20 protein-coding genes are annotated in these 23,121 nt (G+C 70.9%); 8 read left to right on the top strand and 12 right to left on the bottom strand.

Annotated features, from left to right (window positions below; all coding sequences use genetic code 11):
* Nucleotides 1-61 precede the first annotated feature (61 nt).
* A complete protein-coding gene (locus ACFRAL_RS04925; protein WP_336397776.1) occupies nt 62-763 on the bottom strand; it encodes a lysophospholipid acyltransferase family protein in 702 nt (233 codons plus the stop codon).
* Between the two features lie 7 nt (nt 764-770).
* A complete protein-coding gene (locus ACFRAL_RS04920; RefSeq protein WP_378880450.1) occupies nt 771-1,706 on the bottom strand; it encodes an ROK family glucokinase in 936 nt (311 codons plus the stop codon).
* Between the two features lie 153 nt (nt 1,707-1,859).
* Here ACFRAL_RS04920 and ACFRAL_RS04915 point away from each other — a divergent pair, with 153 nt between their 5' ends.
* Nucleotides 1,860-3,686, top strand: coding sequence for an AMP-dependent synthetase/ligase (locus ACFRAL_RS04915; protein WP_378880447.1), 1,827 nt, complete (start codon nt 1,860-1,862; stop codon nt 3,684-3,686).
* Nucleotides 3,687-3,855: 169 nt separating this feature from the next.
* The gene (locus ACFRAL_RS04910; RefSeq protein ID WP_378880444.1) at nt 3,856-4,911 is read left to right on the top strand and encodes a zinc-dependent alcohol dehydrogenase family protein; all 1,056 of its coding nucleotides are present in this window, start codon (nt 3,856-3,858) and stop codon (nt 4,909-4,911) included.
* A 23-nt stretch (nt 4,912-4,934) separates the two neighbouring features.
* On the opposite strand, the gene ACFRAL_RS04905 is transcribed toward ACFRAL_RS04910, so the two are convergent.
* Genes ACFRAL_RS04905 through ACFRAL_RS04895 form a run of 3 tightly spaced genes read right to left on the bottom strand, consistent with a single transcriptional unit; the run spans nt 4,935 to nt 10,965 of the window.
* Nucleotides 4,935-5,426, bottom strand: coding sequence for a peptide deformylase (locus ACFRAL_RS04905; RefSeq protein WP_336397772.1), 492 nt, complete (start codon nt 5,424-5,426; stop codon nt 4,935-4,937).
* A gap of 6 nt (nt 5,427-5,432) precedes the next feature.
* Complete coding sequence (locus ACFRAL_RS04900) at nt 5,433-7,499, bottom strand: AAA family ATPase (protein WP_378880441.1); 2,067 nt, start codon at nt 7,497-7,499, stop codon at nt 5,433-5,435.
* A 58-nt stretch (nt 7,500-7,557) separates the two neighbouring features.
* Entirely contained in the window at nt 7,558-10,965 is a 3,408-nt protein-coding gene (locus ACFRAL_RS04895; protein WP_378880438.1) for a pyruvate carboxylase, read from the bottom strand.
* 88 nt (nt 10,966-11,053) lie between these two features.
* Here ACFRAL_RS04895 and ACFRAL_RS04890 point away from each other — a divergent pair, with 88 nt between their 5' ends.
* Nucleotides 11,054-11,863: a ParA family protein gene (locus ACFRAL_RS04890; RefSeq protein WP_336397769.1), complete on the top strand. Its 810-nt coding sequence runs from the start codon at nt 11,054-11,056 to the stop codon at nt 11,861-11,863.
* Between the two features lie 139 nt (nt 11,864-12,002).
* Nucleotides 12,003-13,217, top strand: coding sequence for a trans-sulfuration enzyme family protein (locus ACFRAL_RS04885; protein WP_378880434.1), 1,215 nt, complete (start codon nt 12,003-12,005; stop codon nt 13,215-13,217).
* A gap of 16 nt (nt 13,218-13,233) precedes the next feature.
* Here ACFRAL_RS04885 and ACFRAL_RS04880 read toward each other — a convergent pair whose 3' ends face one another.
* The 3 genes from ACFRAL_RS04880 to ACFRAL_RS04870 form a co-directional block, all read right to left on the bottom strand.
* Nucleotides 13,234-13,776 (bottom strand): MerR family transcriptional regulator, encoded by a 543-nt coding sequence (locus ACFRAL_RS04880; protein WP_336397768.1) that lies wholly within the window; start codon nt 13,774-13,776, stop codon nt 13,234-13,236.
* A gap of 126 nt (nt 13,777-13,902) precedes the next feature.
* A complete protein-coding gene (locus ACFRAL_RS04875) occupies nt 13,903-14,595 on the bottom strand; it encodes a MerR family transcriptional regulator (RefSeq protein WP_336397767.1) in 693 nt (230 codons plus the stop codon).
* Nucleotides 14,595-15,098 (bottom strand): FHA domain-containing protein, encoded by a 504-nt coding sequence (locus ACFRAL_RS04870; protein ID WP_336397766.1) that lies wholly within the window; start codon nt 15,096-15,098, stop codon nt 14,595-14,597. Before ACFRAL_RS04870 ends, ACFRAL_RS04875 begins: the two co-directional genes overlap by 1 nt.
* Nucleotides 15,099-15,304: 206 nt before the next feature.
* On the opposite strand from ACFRAL_RS04870, the gene ACFRAL_RS04865 reads away from it, so the two are divergent.
* The gene (locus ACFRAL_RS04865) at nt 15,305-15,655 is read left to right on the top strand and encodes a hypothetical protein (RefSeq protein WP_378880429.1); all 351 of its coding nucleotides are present in this window, start codon (nt 15,305-15,307) and stop codon (nt 15,653-15,655) included.
* A 73-nt stretch (nt 15,656-15,728) separates the two neighbouring features.
* On the opposite strand, the gene ACFRAL_RS04860 is transcribed toward ACFRAL_RS04865, so the two are convergent.
* Complete coding sequence (locus tag ACFRAL_RS04860) at nt 15,729-16,130, bottom strand: hypothetical protein (protein WP_336397764.1); 402 nt, start codon at nt 16,128-16,130, stop codon at nt 15,729-15,731.
* Between the two features lie 105 nt (nt 16,131-16,235).
* On the opposite strand from ACFRAL_RS04860, the gene ACFRAL_RS04855 reads away from it, so the two are divergent.
* Nucleotides 16,236-16,925 (top strand): copper resistance protein CopC, encoded by a 690-nt coding sequence (locus tag ACFRAL_RS04855; RefSeq protein WP_378880426.1) that lies wholly within the window; start codon nt 16,236-16,238, stop codon nt 16,923-16,925.
* Nucleotides 16,926-16,934: 9 nt separating this feature from the next.
* Nucleotides 16,935-18,335, top strand: coding sequence for a dihydrolipoyl dehydrogenase (lpdA, locus tag ACFRAL_RS04850; RefSeq protein WP_336397762.1), 1,401 nt, complete (start codon nt 16,935-16,937; stop codon nt 18,333-18,335).
* An 89-nt stretch (nt 18,336-18,424) separates the two neighbouring features.
* Here the strand turns inward: lpdA and ACFRAL_RS04845 are convergent, their stop codons facing one another.
* Together ACFRAL_RS04845 and ACFRAL_RS04840 are read right to left on the bottom strand one after the other, a co-directional pair.
* On the bottom strand, nt 18,425-19,078 hold the full coding sequence (locus ACFRAL_RS04845; RefSeq protein WP_378880421.1) for a CYTH domain-containing protein: 654 nt from the start codon (nt 19,076-19,078) through the stop codon (nt 18,425-18,427).
* Nucleotides 19,065-19,298, bottom strand: a complete 234-nt coding sequence (locus ACFRAL_RS04840) for a response regulator (RefSeq protein WP_336397760.1) — start codon at nt 19,296-19,298, stop codon at nt 19,065-19,067. Before ACFRAL_RS04840 ends, ACFRAL_RS04845 begins: the two co-directional genes overlap by 14 nt.
* 150 nt (nt 19,299-19,448) lie before the next feature.
* Between ACFRAL_RS04840 and glgP the strand changes: the two genes are divergently transcribed.
* Nucleotides 19,449-22,004, top strand: a complete 2,556-nt coding sequence (glgP, locus tag ACFRAL_RS04835) for an alpha-glucan family phosphorylase (protein ID WP_378880418.1) — start codon at nt 19,449-19,451, stop codon at nt 22,002-22,004.
* A gap of 136 nt (nt 22,005-22,140) precedes the next feature.
* Here glgP and ACFRAL_RS04830 read toward each other — a convergent pair whose 3' ends face one another.
* A complete protein-coding gene (locus ACFRAL_RS04830; RefSeq protein ID WP_378880415.1) occupies nt 22,141-22,971 on the bottom strand; it encodes a DUF559 domain-containing protein in 831 nt (276 codons plus the stop codon).
* Between the last annotated feature and the right edge of the window lie 150 nt (nt 22,972-23,121).

Here is a 23,121-nt window from a genome sequence, read left to right as displayed (position 1 = left end):
CGCGGGGCGCGGCGCCCCGGTGCGCTGTGACGCGCTGTTCGCCGAGGCGTCAGGGGCGCGGCTATCGGGCGTCGGTCCGCGTGCGCGTCGACAGCCGGTCCTTCACCGTCGAGGCGTAGACGTCCTCGTACTCCTGCTCCCCCAGCCGCTGCAGGGCCACCATGATCTCGTCGGTGATGGAGCGCAGGATGTACCGGTCGCCCTCCATCCCCTGGAAGCGCGAGAAGTCCAGCGGCTCGCCGATCACGATGCCCACGCGCACGATGCGCGGCACCGTGGTTCCGATCGGCATCATCGTGTCGGTGTCGACCATGACCACCGGCACGACGGGCACGTGCGCCTCCAGCGCCATGCGCGCGATGCCGGTGCGGCCGCGGTAGAGCTTGCCGTCGGGGCTGCGGGTGCCCTCCGGGTAGATGCCGAGCAGATCGCCGCGTCCGAGCACCTGGAGACCGGTGTTGAGGGATGCCTCGGACGCCTTGCCGCCGGACCGGTCGATGGGCAGCTGGCCGGTGCCCTTGAAGAACATGCGGGTCGCCCAGCCCTTGAGGCCCTTGCCCGTGAAGTAGTCGCTCTTGGCGAGGAACGCGACGGGCCGGTCGATCATGAGCGGCAGGAACACCGAGTCCACGAACGACAGATGGTTGCTCGCGAGGATCGCCGCACCCTCGGCGGGGACGTTCCGGCGGCCGATGATCCACGGGCGCCAGATCGCCTTGACGATCGGTCCGATCACCACGTACTTCATCAGCCAGTAGAACATCGCGCGCTCAGCCCTCCGGCGTGGCCAGGTCGGCTGCGCCGATGAGCCCGGCGTCGTTGACGAGCTGGGCGATCGCGAACTGCGCGACGGGGCGGTCGCCATACCCCGGCAGCGACGTCTCGTAGGCGAGGCGGACCGGCGCGAGCAGGTCCTCGCCGAGCTGCGCGACGCCGCCGCCGATGACGAACAGCTCGGGGTCGAGGACGGCCTGGAACCCGCCGCACGCCTCGCCGAGAGCCGTCGCCACACGCCGCAGCGCCTCGATGGCCCCGGGGTCGCCGGCCAGCACGAGCCGGGAGACGGCCGGGCCCGAGATCGAGCCCTTCTCCGACCGCAGCCGCGCGAGGGCGTCGCCGATGCCGCCCGCATCGGCGATGTCGTTGGCCTCGCGCTGCAGGGCGCGTCCGGACGCGTACTGCTCGAGGCATCCGCTCTGTCCGCAGCCGCACAGGATGCCGCCGCGGATGAAGCGCATGTGGCCGAGCTCCGCCGCGATGCCGTGGCCGCCGCGGAAGAGCTCGCCGTCGAGGACGATGGCCCCGCCGACGCCGGTCCCCATCGTGAGCATGACCATGTGCCCGACGTCCCGGCCGGCGCCGAACCGGTACTCGGCCCAGCCGGCCGCGTTGGCGTCGTTCTCGATGGCGACGGGCAGGCCGATGCCGGCCTCCAGCGTGGCCTTGAGGGGCTCGTTGCGCCACGCGATGTTGGGCGCGTGGATGACGGTCGCACGCCGGCGGTCGATGAAGCCGGCCGCGGCGACGCCGACGGCGGCGATGTCGTGGCCGGCGCGGAAGTGGCGAGCCATGTCGATGACAGCCTGAGCCAGTGCTGCGGTGTCGGCGGGGGTGTCGACGCGGACCTTCTCGACGATGTGCCCGTCGGGGTCGACGACGCCTCCCGCGATCTTGGTCCCGCCGATGTCGATGCCGACTTTGAGCACAGTCTCCCTCTCCGGCCGGCGCGCCCGCGACGGCGCCTTGAAGTCTATCCAGGCGGCGCTGTCCACATCCGCCGGTGAGTCGGATGTGACAGCCGATTAGACTCTGCTCAGACCCACCCGAGATTCCCGCAATCCGGTACCGAAGGAGCTGCCGTGGTCCAATTCGAAGTCCCTGCCATCGTCCCCGCCGATCCGCAGGCGAACGTCACCGACCTGCTGGTCGAGCGTGTCAAGAAGACGCCCGGCCTCGCGCTCTTCGCCGTCCCCGAGGGCGACGGCTGGCGCGATATCACCGCGTCGGAGTTCCAGAAGCAGGTCATCGCCCTCGCGAAGGGCTTCGTCGCCGGCGGCATCCAGCCGGGTGACAAGGTCGGATTCGTCGCGCGCACCACCTATCAGTGGACGCTCGTCGACTTCGCGCTGTTCTATGCCGGCGCCGTGATGGTCCCCGTCTACGAGACGAGCTCGGCGTCGCAGATCGCCTGGATCCTCACCGACTCCGGCGCCGTGGCCATCATCACCGAGAGCCCGGAGCACACCGCCCGCTTCACCGAGGTGAAGGGGGAGCTGCCCCTCGTGCGCTCGGCGTGGGAGATGCAGGCCGGTGACCTCGACACGCTCATCGCCGAGGGCGCCTCCGTGGCCGACGACGAGATCGAGCGCCGGCGGAACATCGCCAACGGCGCCGACATCGCCACGCTCATCTACACGTCCGGCTCGACCGGGCGCCCGAAGGGCTGCGTGCTGACCCACAGCAACTTCGTCGAGCTCACGCGCAACTCGGCCAAGGCGCTGCACGAGGTCGTCGAGGTGCCCGGAGCATCGACGCTGCTGTTCATCACGACGGCGCACATCTTCGCGCGCTTCATCTCGATCCTCGACATCCACGCCGGCGTCAAGACGGGCCACCAGCCCGACACCAAGCAGCTCCTGCCCGCGCTCGGGTCGTTCAAGCCCACGTTCCTCCTCGCCGTCCCGCGCGTGTTCGAGAAGGTGTACAACTCGGCCGAGCAGAAGGCCGAGGCGGGCGGCAAGGGCAAGATCTTCCGCGCCGCCGCGCACACCGCGATCGAGCACTCGCGTCTGCAGCAGGAGGGCAAGAAGGTGCCCCTCGGCACCAAGATCAAGTTCGCGCTGTTCGACCGGCTCGTCTACAGCAAGCTGCGCACCGCGATGGGCGGCCGCGTGGTCTACGCGGTGTCGGGTTCGGCACCGCTCGGACCGCGTCTCGGTCACTTCTTCCACAGCCTCGGCGTGACGATCCTCGAGGGCTACGGCCTCACCGAGACCACGGCGCCCGCGACGGTGAACCTGGCGACGAAGTCGAAGATCGGCACGGTGGGCCCGGTGCTCCCCGGTGTCGGCATGCGGCTCGCCGACGACGGCGAGCTCGAGGTCCGCGGCATCAACGTCTTCAAGGAGTACTGGCGCAATCCCGAGGCGACCGCGGCCGCCTTCGACGGCGAGTGGTTCAAGACCGGCGACCTGGGCTCGTTCGACGACGAGGGGTTCCTCACGATCACCGGCCGCAAGAAGGAGATCATCGTCACGGCGGGCGGCAAGAACGTCGCCCCCGCCGCCCTCGAGGACCCCATCCGCGCCAACCCGATCGTGGGCCAGGTCGTGGTGGTCGGGGACCAGAAGCCGTTCATCGCGGCCCTGGTCACCCTCGACCCCGAGATGCTGCCGGCCTGGCTGGCGAACAACGGCCTGCCCGCCGACATGTCCCTCGAGGACGCCGCCAAGAACGACGCCGTCCGCGCCGAGGTGCAGCGGGCGATCGACCACGCGAACAAGTTCGTCTCGCGCGCCGAGTCCATCCGCAAGTTCACGATCCTCCCCAGCGAGTGGACCGAGGCCAGCGGACACCTCACGCCGAAGATGAGCATCAAGCGCAACGTGATCCTCGCGGACTTCGCGTCCGACATCGAGGAGCTCTACGCCGTGCCGGTCAGCACATCGAACGTGTCGCTGAGCTGATCAACGACGAAGAGAGCGGATGCCGGGGCTCCCGGCATCCGCTTTCTTCATTCGTCCCTGTGCCGTCTGTCGCCGCGAATCACCGCAGGTCGAAGGTCCCTGCCGAGGACTCGCCGCGAAGCGGACGATGAGTATCCCGGCCCTGTGCGGGGACATCCAAGGAGCAGACATGAAGGCACTGGTGTATCAAGGTCCGGGATCGATCGTCTGGCAGGAGAGACCTGCTCCGCGGGTTCAGAAGCCGACGGATGCGGTCGTGAAGATCGAGACGACGACGATCTGCGGAACGGATCTGCACATCCTCAAGGGTGACGTTCCCACGGTCGAATCCGGGCGCATCCTCGGCCATGAAGGCGTCGGCGTGGTGACCGAGGTCGGTGCGGCTGTGACGGAGGTCGCCGTCGGCGATCGCGTCATCATCTCGTGCATCTCGGCGTGCGGGAAGTGCGGCTACTGCGTCGAGGGAATGTACTCCCACTGCCTCGCGGACGAAGGCGCATCCGGAATCGGTTGGATCCTCGGACACCTCATCGACGGCACGCAAGCCGAATACGTGCGGGTGCCCTTCGCCGAGACCTCGCTGCACAAGGTGCCCGAAGGGGTCGCCGCCGAAGAGGCCGCGATGATCAGCGACATCCTGCCCACCGGGCACGAGATCGGCATCCGCTACGGCGCCGTCGAGCCGGGTGATGTCGTCGCGGTCATCGGTGCCGGCCCCGTCGGCCTCGCCGCGATGACGACAGCCTCGCTCTACGGGCCGAGCCGGGTCATCGCGATCGACATCGACGCCAACCGGGTCGAGCAGGCGAGGCGCTTCGGCGCGAGCGACGGCGTCGTCTCGTCGGACGAGGACTGGAAAGAGCAGGTGTTGGCTCTCACGGACGGGCTCGGCGTGGATGTCGCCGTCGAGGCTGTCGGTGTGCCGGCGACGTGGGACATGTGCCTGGCGATCGTGCGGCCGGGTGGCCACGTGGCCAACGTCGGTGTCCACGGCAAGCCCGTGAGCTTCCCGCTGGAGTCGGCGTGGATCCAGAACCTCACGATCACCACCGGACTGGTCAACACCGACACCTCGCGCATGCTCATCAAGCTGCTCGCGCAGGGACGGCTCGCTGTGGGCGGCTTCATCAGCCACCGCTTCTCGCTCGAGGACATCATGGACGCCTACGACACGTTCGGCCGCGCGGCCGAGACCAAGGCGCTCAAGGTCATCCTGACGGCCTAGCGGCTCGACCCGTCCGCCGCGCGTCAAAACCAGTCGGACTCGCGGATCTCGCGCATGGCGACGCGACGGTGCTCGGGCGGGAGCCGGTCGATGTAGAGCGTGCCGTCGAGGTGGTCGGTCTCGTGCTGCAGCGCCTGCGCGAGCAGCCCCTCCCCCTCGATGACGACCTCGCCGCCGTCGAGGTCGATGCCGACGACCTTGGCCCACGGGTAGCGGAGGGCCTCATGCCACAGGCCCGGCACCGACAGGCAGCCCTCGCCGACGGGCTCGGGCTCGCCCGACACCTCCACGAGCACGGGGTTCAGGACGTACCCGATGTCGCCGTCGATGTTGTAGCTGAAGGCGCGGAGGCCGACGCCGATCTGGGGTGCTGCGACACCGGCGCGCCCGGGCAGCTCGACGGTGTCGACGAGGTCGCGCACGAGGGCGCGGACGCCGTCGTCGATGTCATCGATGGGGGCGCTGACGGACTTCAGGACAGGGTCGCCGAAGAGGCGGATGGGACGGACGGCCATCTGCGCTCAGGCCGCCGGCCGCAGCGAACGGAGACCCTCGACCACGATCGCGGCGAGCTCGCGGGCCGCCAGGCGCGTCGCCGGCTGCAGCTCGCGGAACACGATGGCGCTGCCGGCCGCGATGTGAGGGTCGTACGGCACGCGCACCACCGCGCGCACGCGGGTGCGGAAGTGCGTCTCGAGCTCGTCGAGCTGGACGAGCGGATGCCCCGGCCGGGCGCTGTTGAGCACCACCACCGCGTTGCGCACCTTCTCGGAGTGCCCATTGGTCTCGAGCCACGTGAGCGTCTCGGACGCCAGCCGGGCCTCGTCGACGCTGAGGCCCGCCACGATGACGAGCTGGTCGGCCAGATCGAGCGTGGCCTCCATGACGGAGTGGACGATGCCCGTGCCGGTGTCGGTGAGGACGACCGAGTAGTAGTGCGCGGCGAGGCTCGCCACGTCGCGGTAGTCGGCGTCGTTGAACGCCTCCGAGACGCGCGGGTCGGCGTCGGAGGCGACGACGTCGAGCCTGGTCTCGTCGCGGGCCACCATGTTGGAGAGGTCGTTGAAGCCCACGACCTCGCCGCGGATGCGCACCAGGTCGCGCACGGTCTTGCCGCTCTCGCGGGTGATGCGCTCGGCGAGGGTGCCGCGGTCGGGGTTGGCGTCGACGGCGATGACGCGGTCGTCACGGGCGTCGGCGAGCGCCATGCCGAGCAGCGTGGTCACGGTCGTCTTGCCGACGCCGCCCTTGCGCGAGACCACCGGCACGAAGCGTGCCCCGCCGGGCAGCGGCGCGGCGATGCGGCGGTCGAGCTCCTTGCGCGCCCGCGCGCGCTTGCTGTCGCCGAGGTTGATGCGCCGGCCCGAGATCGAGTAGACGAACTGCTGCCAGGCACCCTCGGGCTCGGGACGCACCACCTGATGCGGGTCGAGCAGTCGGTCGGCGGTGAGCAGGTCCGCGGTCTCGCGGCTCGACTCGAGCTCGCCGAGCCGCTTCGACGCGAGCGCCACGTCGGCGCGCGGGACCGAGCGCTCGACCGCGCGCTCGGCGGAGCGATCAACGACCGGCTGCGCGCCCGTGCCGTGCGTCGACCGGCGCCGGCTCGACACCGGCCCCGTCGCCGGGCTCGCGGCCGCCGCAGCGGCGGCGGGAACCGACGGCGCCGCCGGAGGGGTCACCGGGGCGGGCGCGGCATCCTTCGCGTCGTCGGCCGGGGTCTTCGCAGTCATGGGGTCCTCCGCGGTGTCGTCGGTCGCGATGACATCGTCTCCTGCGGCGGGATTCTCCGCCAGGGCGGCGTCAGCCAGAGCGGCCTCTGCGCCGTCGTCGTCGAGCACGAGCTCGAACTCGGCGGGGTCGAACTCCCCGTCGAAGTCGGCGTCCTCGAACTCCACGTCCTCGAAGTCCACCGGGAAGTCCTCGGCCCGGGTGTGGGAGTCGCCCGGCACCGGTGCCGGCGCCGCCTCGGGCTCGGGCTCCGGCTCGACGTGAACCTCGGGCTCGGGCTCGGGCTCGACGTGAACCTCGGGCTCGGCGACGAACACAGGCTCGGGCTCGGCGTGCGCGTCGGCCGCGGGCTCGTCCTGCACCTCGGGCTCAGGGTCGACGGACTCCGCGGCGTGGTGCTCGTCGGCGACAGGCTCACCCTCCCCCTCGCCGTACGTCTCGGGCTCGGCGGCGGAGTCGTGCGCGACGACGGATGCCTCGTACTCCACGATGTCGGCATCCGCGACGTCCTCCGCGGGAGCCTCCGAACCGAAGCCCTCGCCCTCCACGGTCCACTCCTCGAGGTCGGCGGTGCCGTCCACGATCTCGGCCTCGGTGGTGTGCGTGCCGGGCTCCTCGACCGCGACCGGCACGATGACCGGCAGGTCCGCGTCGGCCGGGATCTCGATGACGAAGGGGACCTCGCCGTCGATCACCGCGTCGTCGTCGAGGTCGTCCTCGGACTCCGTCGGCAGCTCGACGTTGACCTGTGCCGTCCCACCGCCGAGGATGCCGAGGCCTGTGGTGTCGAGACTCCCCGTGTCGGAGAGCACGCCGTTCTCAGGCTCGTCGTGCGTGTGGTCGTTGCGGTCGGGCGTCACTGGGCGGTACTCCTGGGCAGGGCGGAACGGCGCATACGGGCATATGCCGCCTTCCAGGCTACTGCGAGGGGCGGATCACGACCAAAAGGTCGCCGGCATCGACCTGCGTCGTCTCGGCGATCGCGAGGCGCTCGATGACCCCGTCGATGGGTGCGGTGATGGCCGCCTCCATCTTCATCGCCTCGATCGACGCGACCGGCTGACCCGCCGAGACCTTGTCGCCGACGCCCGTCTTGAGGGTGACGACGCCAGAGAACGGCGCGGCGACCTGCCCCGGCTTCGACGTGTCGGCCCTCTCCGCCTGACGCGTCTCGACCTTGATGCTGCGATCGCGGACGAAGACCGGCCGCAGCTGGCCGTTGAGCGTCGTCATGACGGTGCGGATGCCCTTGTCGTCGGCTTCACCGATCGCCTCGAGTCCGACGTACAGCTGCACGCCGGGGTCGATCTCGGCGACGTGCTCCTCGCCGGGCTTGAGGCCGTACAGGTAGTCGGGGGTGCCGAGCGCGGTGAGATCGCCGTAGGTCTCGCGGTTCTTCTCGAACTCACGGGCAGGGCCGGGGAACAGCAGCCGGTTGAGGGTGCGCCGGCGGCTCGCCGCGTCTCCGGCCAGGCCGTCGCGCTCCTCGTCGGTCAGCGGCGGCACGTCGATCGAGATCGTGCGCCCCTCGAGCACCTTCGTGCGGAAGGGCTCGGGCCAGCCGCCCGGCAGGTCGCCCAGCTCGCCCGCCATGAAGCCGACGACGGAGTCCGGGATGTCGTAGCCCTGGGGGTTCGCCTCGAAGTCCGCGGGGTCCGCGCGCACCGCGACGAGGGCGAGCGCGAGGTCGCCGACGACCTTCGACGACGGCGTCACCTTCGGGATGCGCCCGAGGATGCGGTCGGCCGCGGCGTACATGTCCTCGATGAGCTCGAAGTCGTCGGCCAGCCCCAGCGCGATCGCCTGCTGGCGCAGGTTGGAGAGCTGACCGCCGGGGATCTCGTGGTGGTACACGCGGCCCGTCGGCGCGGGAAGGCCCGACTCGAACGGCCGGTAGAGCTGCCGGACGGCCTCCCAGTACGGCTCCAGGTCGCTGACGGCCTGGAGGTCGAGCCCGGTGTCGCGGTCGGTGTGCGCGAGCGCCGCGACGAGGGCCGAGAGCGACGGCTGGCTCGTGGTTCCCGACATGGGCGCAGCCGCGGCATCCACCGCATCCACTCCCGCGGCACTCGCCGCCAGCAGCGTCGCGAGCTGGCCGCCCGCGGTGTCGTGGGTGTGCAGGTGCACCGGCAGGTCGAAGTTCTCGCGCAGCGCGCTGACGAGCTTCGCCGCCGCTGCCGGCCGGACGAGCCCGGCCATGTCCTTGATGGCGAGGATGTGCGCCCCCGACTGCACGATCTGCTCGGCCAGGCGCAGGTAGTAGTCGAGCGTGTACAGCTTCTCCGACGGGTCGAGCAGGTCGGCGGTGTAGCACAGGGCGACTTCGGCCAGCGCGGTGCCGGTCGAGCGCACCGCGTCGATGGCGGGCCGCATCTGCGACACGTCGTTGAGCGCGTCGAAGATGCGGAAGATGTCGACCCCCGTGGCCGCGGCTTCGCGCACGAAGGCGTCCGTCACCTCGACCGGCCGAGGGGTGTATCCCACCGTGTTCCTGCCACGCAGCAGCATCTGGATCGGGATGTTGGGCATCGCGGTGCGCAGGGCCTCCAGGCGCTCCCACGGGTCCTCCGCGAGGAAGCGCAGCGCGACGTCGTAGGTCGCACCGCCCCACGCCTCGACCGACAGCAGCTGCGGCGTCATGCGCGAGACGTGCGGCCCGACGCGCACGAGGTCGCGCGTGCGCACGCGGGTGGCCAGCAGCGACTGGTGCGCGTCGCGGAAGGTGGTCTCGGTGACCGCGAGGCTGCGCTGCTCGCGCAGCGCCTTCGCGAAGCCCTCCGGCCCGAGCTCGCGCAGGCGGTCGAGCGTGCCTGCGGGCGGGGCCGAGGCGAGGTCGATCTCGGGCAGCTTGCTGCCCGGCGACACCGACAGCGGCTTCTCACCATACGGGCGGTTGACCGTGACGTCGCCCAGCCAGTTCAGCAGCTTCGTCGCACGGTCGCGCGACGGGTTGCTCGTGAGCAGCGCGGGCCGTTCGTCGATGAAGGAGGTGCTGACGTCCCCCGCGACGAACGCCGGGTCGTCGAGCACCGCGCGGAGGAACGGGATGTTGGTCGCGACGCCGCGGATGCGGAACTCCGCCAGCGCCCGGCGCGCACGCGCGACGGCGGCGGGGAAGTCCCGTGCCCGGCAGGTGAGCTTCGCGAGCATCGAGTCGAAGTGCGGGCTGATCTGCGAGCCGGCGGCCGTGGTGCCGCCGTCGAGGCGGATACCGGCGCCGCCGGGCGAGCGGTACGTGGTGATGCGCCCGGTGTCGGGGCGGAAGCCCTGCGCCGGGTCCTCCGTGGTGATGCGGCACTGCAGTGCCGCGCCGCGCAGCTGGATGCGGTCCTGGGTCAGGCCGAGGTCGGCGAGGGTCTCCCCCGCCGCGATGCGGATCTGCGACTGTACGAGGTCGACGTCCGTCACCTCTTCGGTGACGGTGTGCTCCACCTGGATGCGCGGGTTCATCTCGATGAAGACGACCTCGCCGGTGCGCGGACCGGCCGTCTCGAGCAGGAACTCGACGGTTCCGGCGTTCTCGTAGCCGATGGAGCGCGCGAACGCCACCGCGTACCCGTGGAGCGCGTCGCGCACAGCGGGGTCGAGGTTCGGCGCGGGCGCGATCTCGATCACCTTCTGGTGACGGCGCTGCACCGAGCAGTCGCGCTCGAAGAGATGGACGGTCTCGCCCGTGCCGTCGGCGAGCACCTGCACCTCCACGTGCCGCGGCCGCTGCACCGCCTGCTCGAGGAAGACGCGGGCGTCGCCGAACGCGCTGCCCGCCTCGCGCATGGCCTCGGCGAGGGCGGGTGCGAGCTCCTCGGGCCGCTCGACGCGGCGCATGCCGCGCCCGCCGCCTCCGGCGACAGCCTTGACGAAGATGGGGAATCCGATGTCGTCGGCCTGGCCGAGCAGCTCGTCGACGTCGTCGGATGCCTCGGTCGAGCGCAGCACCGGCACGCCGGCGGCGATGGCGTGCTGCTTCGCGGTGACCTTGTTGCCCGCCATCTCCAGCACGTGGGACGGGGGTCCGATGAAGGCGATCCCGTTCGCGGCGGCCTTCTCGGCGAGCTCGGGGTTCTCCGAGAGGAAGCCGTAGCCCGGGTAGATGGCGTCGGCGCCGGCCTCCTTGGCGACCCGCACGATCTCGTCCACGTCGAGATAGGCGCGGACGGGATGCCCCTTCTCGCCGATCTCGTACGATTCGTCGGCCTTCTGGCGGTGCAGAGACCCGCGATCCTCGAAGGGGAACACCGCGACGGTGCGGGCTCCGAGCTCGTAGGCCGCGCGGAATGCGCGGATGGCGATCTCGCCTCGGTTCGCGACCAGGATCTTGCGGAACATTCGACCTCCGTGTGCGGCGACGCAGGCGGGCCCCTGAATAATCAGGCTGAGTGTGCTCTCAGCCTAGGGGACGGTAACGTGGTGCCTTGTGCACGTCCTATCCGTCAGCTCGCTCAAGGGTGGAGTCGGCAAGACGACCGTGACTCTCGGACTCGCGTCGGCGGCTTTCGCCCGCGGGGTCCGCACGCTCGTCGTCGACCTCGACCCGCAGTCCGACGTCTCGACGGGCATGGACATCCAGGTCGCCGGGCGCCTCAACGTCGCCGACGTCCTCGGGAATCCCAAAGAGAAGACGGTCCGCCAGGCCATCACCTCCAGCGGCTGGGCCAAGGTGCATCCCGGCACGATCGACGTGCTGATCGGCAGCCCGTCCGCGATCAACTTCGACGGCCCGCACCCGAGCGTGCGCGACGTCTGGAAGCTCGAAGAGGCCCTGGCGACCATCGAGGCCGACTACGACCTCGTGCTGATCGATTGCGCCCCGTCACTCAACGCGCTGACGCGCACGGCCTGGGCGGCCTCCGACCGCGTGATCGTCGTCACCGAGCCGGGCCTGTTCTCGGTGGCCGCCGCCGACCGCGCCCTGCGCGCCATCGAGGAGATCCGCCGCGGCCTCTCCCCCCGTCTGCAGCCGCTGGGCATCGTGGTCAACCGCGTGCGCCCGCAGTCCATCGAGCACCAGTTCCGCATCAAGGAGCTGCGCGACATGTTCGGCCCGCTGGTGCTCTCGCCGCAGCTGCCCGAGCGGACGTCGCTGCAGCAGGCGCAGGGCGCCGCGAAGCCCCTGCACATCTGGCCCGGCGATTCCGCGCAGGAGCTCGCGGCCGACTTCGACTCGCTGCTCGACCGCGTCATGCGCACCGGCCGCATCCCGGTCCCCGAGGACACCCGCTCCTGACCATCCCCAGCACGGATGCTGCGGCCCGCGGCATCCGTCTGCTGATCAGTCTGCTCAGCAGATGATCAGTCTGCACGCTTTGTGCACGCTGCGCTGAACACGATTTGCCTTTCGCGGCGAACTCGCTGACCATATCGCCATGGCACCGATGACGTTGCACCCCGACAGCCTTGCCGTGCACGCCGGCCGCGAAGACCTCGCGAGCCTCGGCGTCCACGCCCTCCCCCTCGACCTCTCGTCGACGAACCCTCTTCCCGGCATCGAGCTCGGCGGCATGTCGTACGAGGTGCTCGCGACCGGCGGGCATCCGTTCGAGGGCGGGTCCCACGTCTATGCCCGACTGTGGAACCCGACGGTCGCCCGGTTCGAGGAGGCGCTCGCACGACTCGAGCACGCGGAGGAGGCCGTGGCGTTCTCGTCGGGGATGGCGGCCGTCACCGCGGTGATCCTCGCGATGGCGCACGAGTCGAAGCGCCGGCACATCGTCGCCGTCCGCCCGCTCTACGGCGGCACCGACCACCTGCTGGCGTCGGGCCTGCTCGACGTCGAGACGACGTACTGCGCTCCGGATGCCGTCGCCTCCGCCGTCCGCCGCGACACCGCGCTCGTCGTGCTCGAGACGCCGGCGAACCCGACGCTGGACCTCGTCGACATCGCCGCCGTCGTGGCCGCGGCGGGCTCGGTGCCGGTGCTCGTCGACAACACGTTCGCGACGCCGGTGCTGCAGCGGCCGCTCGACCTCGGCGCATCGCTCTCGCTGCACAGCGCGACGAAGTACCTCGGCGGGCACGGCGACGTGGTGGGCGGCGTGGTCGCCTGCGACGCGCGGACGGCCGCAGCTCTTCGCCGCACCCGCGCCATCACCGGCGCGATCATGCATCCCCTCGCGGCCTACCTCCTGCACCGGGGACTCGCGACGCTGCCGGTGCGGATGCGCGCGCAGCAGGCGGGTGCCCGCACGGTGGCGGAGTGGCTCACGACGCGCCCCGATGTCTCGCGCGTGCACTTCCCCGGGTTCTCTTCCAGCGACCCGCTCGGGCTGGTCGGGACGCAGCAGGACGGCCCGGGCGCGATGATCGCGATCGAACTGGCCGAGGGCTTCGATGCGGCGGCCGCGCTCACGGCATCCGTCCGCCTGTTCACCCACGCGGTGTCGCTCGGCAGCGTGGACTCGCTCATCCAGCACCCCGCGGCGCTCACCCACCGCCCCGTCGCGTCGGAGGCCAAGCCCTCGGATGCGCTCGTGCGGCTGTCGATCGGACTGGAGGACCCCGCCGACCTCATCGCCGATCTCGCTCAGGCGCTCACCGTCGGCGCATCGGCGACCGCCGGCGTCGAAGCGGTGCGCGGCTGAGCCGGGCCGTCGCGCGTCAGGCGGTGCGGGCGGCGCGGCGCACCGCGAGCTCGTCCATGGCGTCGGGCTTCTCGACCTCGAACTCGACGAGCTCGGACTCGACCTCGCGCAGCACCTTGCCGACGGCGATGCCGAAGACGCCCTGGCCCCGGCTGACGAGGTCGATGACCTCGTCGTTGGACGTGCACAGGTAGACGGACGCGCCGTCGCTCATGAGGGTCGTGCCGGCGAGATCGCGGATGCCGGCGGCACGGAGCTGGTCGACGGCGGTGCGGATCTGCTGGAGCGAGATCCCGGTGTCGAGCAGACGCTTGACGAGCTTGAGCACGAGGATGTCGCGGAAGCCGTACAGACGCTGCGACCCGGAGCCGCTCGCGCCGCGCACGGTCGGCTCGACCAGTTCGGTGCGGGCCCAGTAGTCGAGCTGACGGTACGTGATGCCGGCGGCGCGGGCTGCGACCGCCCCGCGGTACCCGACCTCGTCGTCCATCGCCGGCAGGCCGTCCGTGAAGAGGAGGTCTGCACCGAAACGCTCGCCTTCAGCAGCATCTCCGGTCATGCTCGTTCCCCCCTCCGGATCGAATACCTCAACGCTAGATCAGCCTCCCCCTCGCGGCAACGACATCCGCTGTTCGGAGGTCGGCGTGTCGCGCGGCTCCGGCCGGCGACGTCCGTCGCGTGGGCGTCAAGAGAGCATGCGATCCAGCGCGCTGCGCACGAACATGGCCCGCACGTCGTCGAGCCGGCGGACGAGCTCGGGCGCGAGCTCGCCGGCGCGGCCCCGGGACGAGGCATCCGTCCGGCGCAGCAGCGGAGCGAGAGCCGACTCGACGAGCGCGACGTCGCGCTCCGCGCTCTGGCGCAGGGCCCTGACGTGCCGCGGCTCGATGCCGTGACGGTCCAGCGCCACGAGGGCGCGCAGCAGCGTGACCGACTGCTCGGTGTAGCTCTCGGCTCCCGCGAGGATCCCGGTGCTGATGGCGTCGTTGAGCAGCTGCGGCGCGGCGCCCGCGGCGGAGAGCAGTTCCTCGCGGCGGTACCGGCGCGGTGCGGGCACGATCGACGGCGGCGGCACGGCAGTCGGGGTCGCCGGGTCGCGTCCGGCGTCGACGTCCTCGAGGTACTCGCGGATCACCGACAGCGGCAGGTAGTGGTCGCGTTGCAGCGTGAGCGCGAGGCGCAGGCGCTCGAGGTCGTCCTGCGAGAACTTGCGGTAGCCGGATTCGGTGCGAAGCGGCGTCACGATCCCCTGCACCTCGAGGAAGCGCAGCTTGCTCGAGGTCAGCGACGGGAACTCCGGCGACAGCCGGGCGAGAACCTGACCGATGCTGAGAAGACCCGCGGACGACGCCCGCTCACGGGCGGATGCCGCGGGCATCAGGCCTCCGCTGCCTGCGTAAGGTCGGCCGGTGAGACGAAGAAGTTGAGGCGGAACTTGCCGACCCGCACTTCGGCGCCGTTGGTGAGCGTGGCGCGGTCGACCCGCTCGCCGTTGACGTAGGTGCCGTTCAGCGAGCGCTGGTCGACGAGCTCGAACGACGTGCCGTTGCGCGTGATCTCCGCGTGCCGACGCGAGACGGTCACGTCGTCGAAGAAGATGTCGGCCTCGGGGTGACGCCCGACGGTGGTCACGTCGGAGTCGAGGAGGTAGCGGGCGCCGGCGGTGGGTCCGGAACGCACGAGCAGCAGAGCGGCACCGGACGGCAGGGCATCGATCGCGTCGAGCTCTGCGTCTGCCAGTTCGCTGCCGAACGGGACGAACGACAGATCGGAATCATGGCCGAACGTCTGGGTCGTGTCGGATGCGCGGTCGGAATCCCGTGCGTCGGCCCCGGCTGCGCGGCGGATCTCGCCCTCATCGGGTCGGCGGTCGTGCTCCACGGTTTCCTCCTCTTGTCTGTTCAGCCTATCCGATCGCCCCAGCCTCGGAAGAGGCCTTCACCGGTTCGCTTCGCCGTGCCGCCCCAGCCGCGCAGGAAGAACTCGTACACGCAATGTTTCGCCACGTGTCACCTGAGATGCCATGAAAAGCATGCCCGCCTAGCCTGGCAGAAACCTCAGCCGCTCAGCGACCCAAGGAGTCGATCGTGTCCAGCCAGCACCGCCACATCCCGCCCCTCGAGGTGCGTGAGCGTGCGGCGTGCATGTGCGACCACGGCGACAGCTGCTCCTCGTTCGCGCCCGGCCACGCGCTGCACCTGATCCAGGCGCGCCTCGCGTCGGCCACGCCGTCCGAATGGGCAGACGCGATCGTCGAGGCATCCGACGCCCGCTCCGGCTTCGTGATCATCCGCACGGTCGCCGACGGCACGGCTGTCGCGCTGTGGAACGGCACGGGGGCCGCAGCGGTCGCGACCGCGGGCACCCCCGTCGCGCTCCACGAGCGCTACCACGTGCTCGCCGTCGGCGGGGCGCGGTTCAACGTCCTCCAGGGCTGACGCCTCGCACCGACCGGGCCCGCGGGCTCAGCGTCCGTGGCGCGCCGCGCCCGTCATGACGAAGGCGACGGGCTCAGCCCATCGCCATCATCGACTCGCGCATCTTCATGCACGCGTCCATGCACGCCTGGCACGACTGCGCGCACATCTTGCAGACCTCGCTGTGGTCGGCGTGCTCCATGCACTCGTCCATGCAGACCTGGCACATCGCGATGCACGCGTCGAGCATCGACATCATGGCGGCCGGGGTCATGCCCTGCGGGCGCATCATGGCGCGCATCATCGTGTTGCACATGTCGGCGCAGTTCATGCACGCCGGAGCGCACGACATCATCTGCGTGGAGCAGACCGTGCATGCCTGCTCGCAGGCCGAGCAGGCGTCCATACACGCCTGCATCACCGACATGTCCATGGTCTCCATGCCGGGCATCGACATCATGTCCTTCGACATGGCGCCCATCATCATCGCGTCCATCGCCGCCGTCCTTCCAACGTGGGGATGGCGGGCAGGTGACCCGCCTGCGGCCAGGCTAGACCTCTCAGGGTCGGGAGCAAAGGGCCGGTTAGGCTCGATCGGGTGATGTCACTCGCAATTCACACGCCCCTCCGAGCGCGCCTCTCGGCGCTGGCCGCCGCACTGCTCGTGGCGTTCGGCGTCGCCCTGGCGGCGGCATCCCCCGCGCAGGCCCACGACGACCTCATCGGCAGCGACCCGGCCGCCGGTGCCGCCCTCGACGCCCTGCCCGCGCAGCTGACGCTGACCTTCAGCGCCGGGATCGCCGCCGACGAGGGAGCCTCGGTGGTGGAAGTGACGGATGCCGCGGGCACGACGCTCGTGGACGGCTCGCCGAGTGTCAGCGACAACGTGCTCACCCAGCCCCTCGCGGGTGAGGCATCCGGTGCCGTCACCGTGCTGTGGAAGGTCGTCTCCAGCGACGGACACCCCATCTCGGGCGAGTACTCGTTCACCGTCGCGGCCGCCGCACCCACCCCGACCGAGACGGCCACCCCCGCGCCGACCGAGACCGCCGCGCCCGACGAGACGCCGGCTCCGAGCACCGCCCCCACGGTCGCCCCGGAAGACGCCGCGGCCGACGCCGCCGCGGTGTGGCCGTGGGTGCTGTTCGGCCTCATCGCGGCCGCCGCCGCGGGCGTCGTCGTCTACCTCCTCGTCGCCCGCGGGCGCCGCGACGGACGCCCCGGCGAGGCCGGTGACGGCGCGGCGGGAGGCGCCTCCGGGCCCGGTTCCGAGCCCCCGGCCGCCCACTAGGCTGGAAGCATGCCTCACTACGACGTCGCCATCCTCGGCGCGGGTCCCGGCGGGTACGTCGCGGCCGTCCGCGCTGCTCAGCTCGGCCTCACGGTCGCGATCATCGAAGAGAAGTACTGGGGCGGTGTCTGCCTCAACGTCGGCTGCATCCCCTCGAAGGCTCTGCTGAAGAACGCCGACCTCGCGCACCAGTTCCACCACAAGGCCGACCTGTTCGGCATCTCGGGTGACGTGCACTTCGACTTCGGCGTCGCGTGGGACCGCAGCCGCAAGGTGGCAGAGACCCACGTCAAGGGCATCCACTACCTGATGAAGAAGAACAAGGTCACCGAGTACGAGGGCCGAGGCTCGTTCACGGGCCCCAACGCCCTGCGGGTGACCAAGGCCGACGGCTCCACCGAGGACGTCACGTTCGACAACGCGATCATCTCGACCGGCTCCAGGGTGCGTCTCCTCCCGGGCGTGCAGCTCGGCGGCAACATCGTGACGTACGAGGAGCAGATCCTCGCCCGCGACCTCCCGAAGTCCATCGTGATCGTCGGCGCCGGTGCCATCGGCATGGAGTTCGCGTTCGTGATGGTGAACTACGGCGTCAAGGTGACGATCATCGAGTTCCTCGACCGGGCGCTCCCCAACGAGGACGCCGACGTGTCGAAGGAGATCGCGAAGCAGTACAAGAAGTACGGCGTCGACATCCTCACCTCGACCAAGGTCGAGACGGTCACCGACCACGGCGACCGCGTCACCGTGACCTACACCCCGGCGGCGGGCGGCGAGACGCAGTCGATCGACGCCGACAAGGTCATGATGTCGATCGGCTTCGCCCCGAACGTCGAGGGCTTCGGGCTGGAGACCACGGGCGTCAAGCTCACCGACCGCGGCGCCATCGACATCGACGACCACATGCGCACGAACGTGCCGCACATCTACGCGATCGGCGACGTCACCGCCAAGCTGCAGCTGGCGCACGTGGCCGAGGCGCAGGGCGTCGTCGCCGCCGAGACGATCGGCAAGGCCGAGACCATGACGCTCGGCGACTACCGCATGATGCCGCGCGCCACGTTCTGCTCGCCGCAGGTCGCGTCGTTCGGGCTCACCGAGCAGCAGGCCCGCGACGCCGGTTACGACGTCAAGGTCGCGAAGTTCCCGTTCTCGGCCAACGGCAAGGCGAACGGCCTCGGCGAGCCGATCGGCTTCGTCAAGCTGATCGCCGACGGCGAGCACCTCGAGTTGCTCGGCGGCCACCTCATCGGCCCCGACGTCTCGGAGCTGCTGCCCGAGCTGACGCTCGCCCAGAAGTGGGACCTCACCGCCCTCGAGGCGGCGCGCAACGTCCACACGCACCCGACGCTGTCGGAGGCCGTGCAGGAGGCCTTCCACGGTCTCGCCGGCCACATGATCAACCTCTGACGCGCGCCGGATCGCGCTGACGAGACGCATCCCGCGCAGCAGCCGCAGAAAAGCCCCGGAGCCGTTCGGCTCCGGGGCTTCTCGCATGCTCAGTAGCCGAGCGTACGGGCGAGCTTGGAGGCGGATGCCGCGGGCCGGCCGCCCGCGGCGAGCACGGCGCTGCCCGCCTTGGCGAAGAGGCGCCGGCGGTCGGGACCCGGCTCGGGCGCCGCCGGTCCGAGCTCGAACTCCCATTCGCGCCAGGTGCGCTCGGTTCCGGCCCGCTCGTCGGTGGCGACGACGTGGTCGTCGACGAACTCCGCGACCACTCCCCCGTCGGCATCCCGCAGCGCGTAGGCGACCCGTCTGTTGCGGATGCGGGCGATCGGCGCCAGCTCGCGGACGGTGGCGACCGACGCGAGGGCGGCGGCGACGGCATCCGGGATCTCGTCCGCAGGGCCCAGCGGCCACTGCTGCTCGAGGCGTCCGCCTTCGCCGTGACGCGGTCCCTTGATGTGCCAGCCCTCGTCGGGACCGCCGGTGCGCCGGCGCACCGCGTACCCGGCGTGCGCGAGGGCGAGGTCGTCGCTGTCGAGGTAGACGGCGTCGAGCTCGCGGACCTCGGGCTCGCCGACCGACGCGACGCCCGGCAGCGGGGACCAGTCGGGCAGCGGCGTCGACTCGTCGACGTCGAACTTCAACTCGATCTCGACCGAGTGCGTCGCACCGGCGTCGTCGGGCGAGGACGGGTCAGCGGCGCTCACGGGGCTGGTCGCTGTCGGGGTCGATGTCGTCCTCGGCCTCGACGAACCAGAACTCGGCCTCGGTCGGCCCGTCGTGGTCGCCCGTGCGCTCGAGGTCGCCTCGGCGTTCGTAGACCACCTGGGTCTCGCTGTACGGGACGATCATGCGGTCGAGGTCCGGGTCTTCCAGCGGGAGGAGCTGCCCGTCGAGCGGGCCTCCGTGCAGTCGTGCGATGGCCATACGGTCAGCGTAGACCCGGCGCCCGGCGCGAGCCCGCTCCGTTGCGATTTGGCGCCGGACGTGTCACGGGCACAGCCCTTGCACGATCCTGAGGTGTCCGAGCGGCAACTGGTGCAAGCGCTTCCAGCTTGTACCCCTAGAATCGCTCGCGTGAAGGCCATCCGAACGTTCACGGTCCGCCCCGTCCTCGCCGACTCCCTCGCCCCGCTCGACCGCCTCGCGTCGAACTGGCGCTGGTCGTGGAGCCGGGCGACCCACTCCCTCTTCGCCTCGATGGATCCGCAGCTGTGGGACGAGATCGGCGCCAACCCGGCCCGCATGCTCGGGGCGCTCGGCCAGGAGCGCCTCGACGAGCTCGCCCGCGACGACGAGTTCGTCGCCCGCGTGGCCGCCGAGGACGAGCGCCTCACCGCGTACCTCACCGGCGACCGCTGGTTCCAGCACCTCGAGGGCGACAAGCCGGCGCACATCGCGTACTTCTCCCCCGAGTTCGGCGTCGACGGCTCGCTGCCGCAGTACTCCGGCGGCCTCGGCATCCTCGCCGGCGACCACCTGAAGAGCGCCTCCGACCTCGGCGTGCCGCTGACCGGCGTCGGCCTCTTCTACCGCGCCGGCTACTTCCGTCAGTCGATCGGCGACGACGGCTGGCAGCGCGAGGCGTATCCGCTGCTCGACCCGTACGGCCTCGGCCTGACGCTGCTGCGCGATCGCAGCGGAGCCCCGGTCGAGATCGCACTCGACCTCCCGGCCGACCGCCGCCTGCACGCGCGCGTCTGGGTCGCCGACATCGGCCGCATCCCGCTGCTGCTGCTCGACTCCGAGACCCCGTCGAACACCGACGAGATGCGTCGCGTGACCGACCGCCTCTACGGCGGCGGCGGCGAGCACCGCCTGCTGCAGGAGCTGCTGCTCGGCGTCGGCGGCGTCCGCGCCGTGCGCGCGTGGTCGGAGCTCACCGGCCGCCCCGCGCCCGACGTCTACCACACGAACGAGGGCCACGCCGGGTTCCAGGGCCTCGAGCGGATGTCGGAGCTGATCACCCACGACGGCCTGGACTTCGACCAGGCGCTCGCGCAGGTGCGCGCGGGCACGGTCTTCACCACCCACACCCCGGTGCCGGCGGGCATCGACCGCTTCTCGCGCGACCTCATCGCGGACTACCTCGCGAGCGGCCTCTTCCAGAACCTCGACGCCGGGCGCGCCATCGCGCTCGGGCTCGAGACGTGGGCGGGCGGCGACCAGGGCGTCTTCAACATGGCCGTGCTCGGTCTGCGCCTGGGCCAGCACGCCAACGGCGTCTCGGTGCTGCACGGCGAGGTGAGCCGTGGGATGTTCGGGATGCTGTGGCCCGGCGTCGACGCCGACGAGGTGCCCATCACCTCGATCACGAACGGCGTGCACGCGCCGACGTGGGTGCACCCGGCGCTGAAGTCCGTGAGCGAGCGCGCGTGGGGCGACGCCCACTCCGACGCGCACGACTGGACCGACCACGCCGTCGTCACCGACGCCGAGCTGTGGGGCGTCCGCCAGCAGATGAAGGGCGAGCTCGTCGCCGAGGCGCGGCGGCGGGTCGCGGCATCCGTCACCAACGGCAGCGGCCGCGCACCGTCGTGGGTCGAGGACCTCCTCGACCCCGAGGTGCTCACGATCGGCTTCGCGCGCCGCGTGCCGACGTACAAGCGCCTGACGCTGATGCTGCGCGACCCGGAGCGCCTCACGAAGCTGCTCACCGACCCCGAGCGGCCGGTGCAGATCGTGATCGGCGGCAAGTCGCACCCGGCCGACGACTCGGGCAAGATCCTGATCCAGCAGCTGGTGCGCTTCAGCCGCGACCCCAAGGTGCGCGGGCGCATCGTGTTCCTGCCGGACTACGACATCACGCTCGCCAAGGACCTGTATCCGGGCTGCGACGTGTGGCTCAACAACCCGCTGCGCCCGCTCGAGGCGTGCGGCACGAGCGGCATGAAGGCGGCGCTCAACGGCGCGCTCAACCTCTCGATCCTCGACGGCTGGTGGGACGAGTGGTTCGACGGCGAGAACGGCTGGGCGATCCCGAGCGCCGACACCGCGTCGAACGACGAGGAGCGCGACGACGCCGAGGCGGCCGCCCTGTACGACCTCATCGAGCACCAGCTCGTGCCGCGGTTCTACGACCGCGAGGGCGGCATCCCGACGGCGTGGCTGCGCATGGTGCGCCACACGATGACCGACCTCGGCAAGAAGGCGACGAGCGACCGCATGGTGCGCGACTACGTCGAGCGCCTGTACGTCCCCGCCGCTCAGCACGACGTCGCCCTGCGCGCCGGCGACTTCGCCGAGGCGCGCGCGGTGTCGGCGTTCATCGCGCGCGTGAAGGCGGCGTGGAGCCGGGTGTCGATCGCGAGCGTCGACAGCACGGGCATCCCGCAGCAGGCGCAGGCCGGTGACACGCTCGAGGTGCGCGCCGACGTGCGCCTGGACGGTCTGTCGCCCGACGACGTCGCGGTGGAGCTGATCTACGGACGCACCGACGAGGACGACGCCCTCGACCGCGACCACTCGGTGTACCGTCTCACGCCGGGCGCCGCTGTCGACGGCGTCACGACGTTCACGGCCACGCTCCCCCTCACGGTGACCGGCACGTTCGGCTACACGGTCCGCGTGCGTCCGGCGCACCCGCAGCTGGTGTCGCCGGTGGAGCTCGGCCTGGTGACGTACGCCTCGTAGTCCGTCTCGCCGGGTCGAGGCATCCGTCGTCGTGCGGGCCGGCGGGGCACACAATCGGAGGTTCTGACCGACACGCCGCGAACGGATGCCGCCACCCGGCGAGTCGCCGAAGACCTCCGACGCTGTGCACACGAGGTCACGCCCGGTGGAGCCCGCGGTCGACGAGTCCGAGGATGGCGAGCTCGACCGTGTCCCAGTCGTGGACGACCATCGCGTAGTCGAAGCGGAGGGTGACGTATCCCCACGCCGCGGCGTTGGCGTCGCGGACGAGGTCCTTGTGACGGTGCGACTCGCCGTCGTGGTTGTCTGCGCCGTCGACCTCGACGATCAGGCGCTCGCCGATCACGAAGTCCACGCGGCCGACCGAGGTGATCGCCTGTTGCGTCCGCACACTGAGCCCATGCGGCCGCAGCCGCCATCGGAGCAACGACTCGAGGCCGCTGTCGGCGTCGCGACGGGCGAATCCGATCGCGTCCCGGGCCGCGGCATTCGTGTGCTGCCGAAGCCACACGAGGTCGGCGCTCGAGAGCTTGCGCAACCGGAGCGCGGACTCCAGCACCACGAAGAACGACTCGAGCCCTTGGCATCGAAGCACTTGCCGCACCACCGCTCGAATCGATGGCACTCCGAAGGCGCTGCGCTTCGCGCCGTCGTCGCTCCAGTGGACGACGCACGAGCAGTCGTCGTGGGCATAGGCGCGCCCGTGGGCGCGAAGTCCGACGTGCAGGCCGTCGTCATGGTCGGTCACCCAGAGCCCGTGGTGGCGCGCGGCGCTCACGCACGCGATCCAGCCGCCATGGGCCGTCGCGGCCTTGACCTCGTCACAGACGCCGAGGCGTTCGTACACTCCTCGCCGCGGCGACGAGAGAACGCCGTCCCGCACCGCGGCCGCGATCTTCGACCGCGACAGCCCGGATCCTCTGAGTTCGCGGAACGTCACGACGGCGGGCGAGGCAGCGGTGCACATCCGGCCAGACTCACGGTCGCGGCATCCGACTTCTGTGCATCCGGTCGGATATGTGAGCGCTCGGACGACTCCGCATCGCTGGGGAGGAACCCCGCACCCGGTGCACAGAATCGGAGGTTCTGACCGACACGCCGGGAACGGATGCCGCGA

The organism is Microbacterium sp. NPDC056736 (genome assembly GCF_042790415.1).
GTDB lineage: Bacteria > Actinomycetota > Actinomycetes > Actinomycetales > Microbacteriaceae > Microbacterium.
The sequence above is the reverse complement of the archived record's forward strand: the minus strand, read 5'-3'. Positions and strand labels throughout refer to the sequence as shown.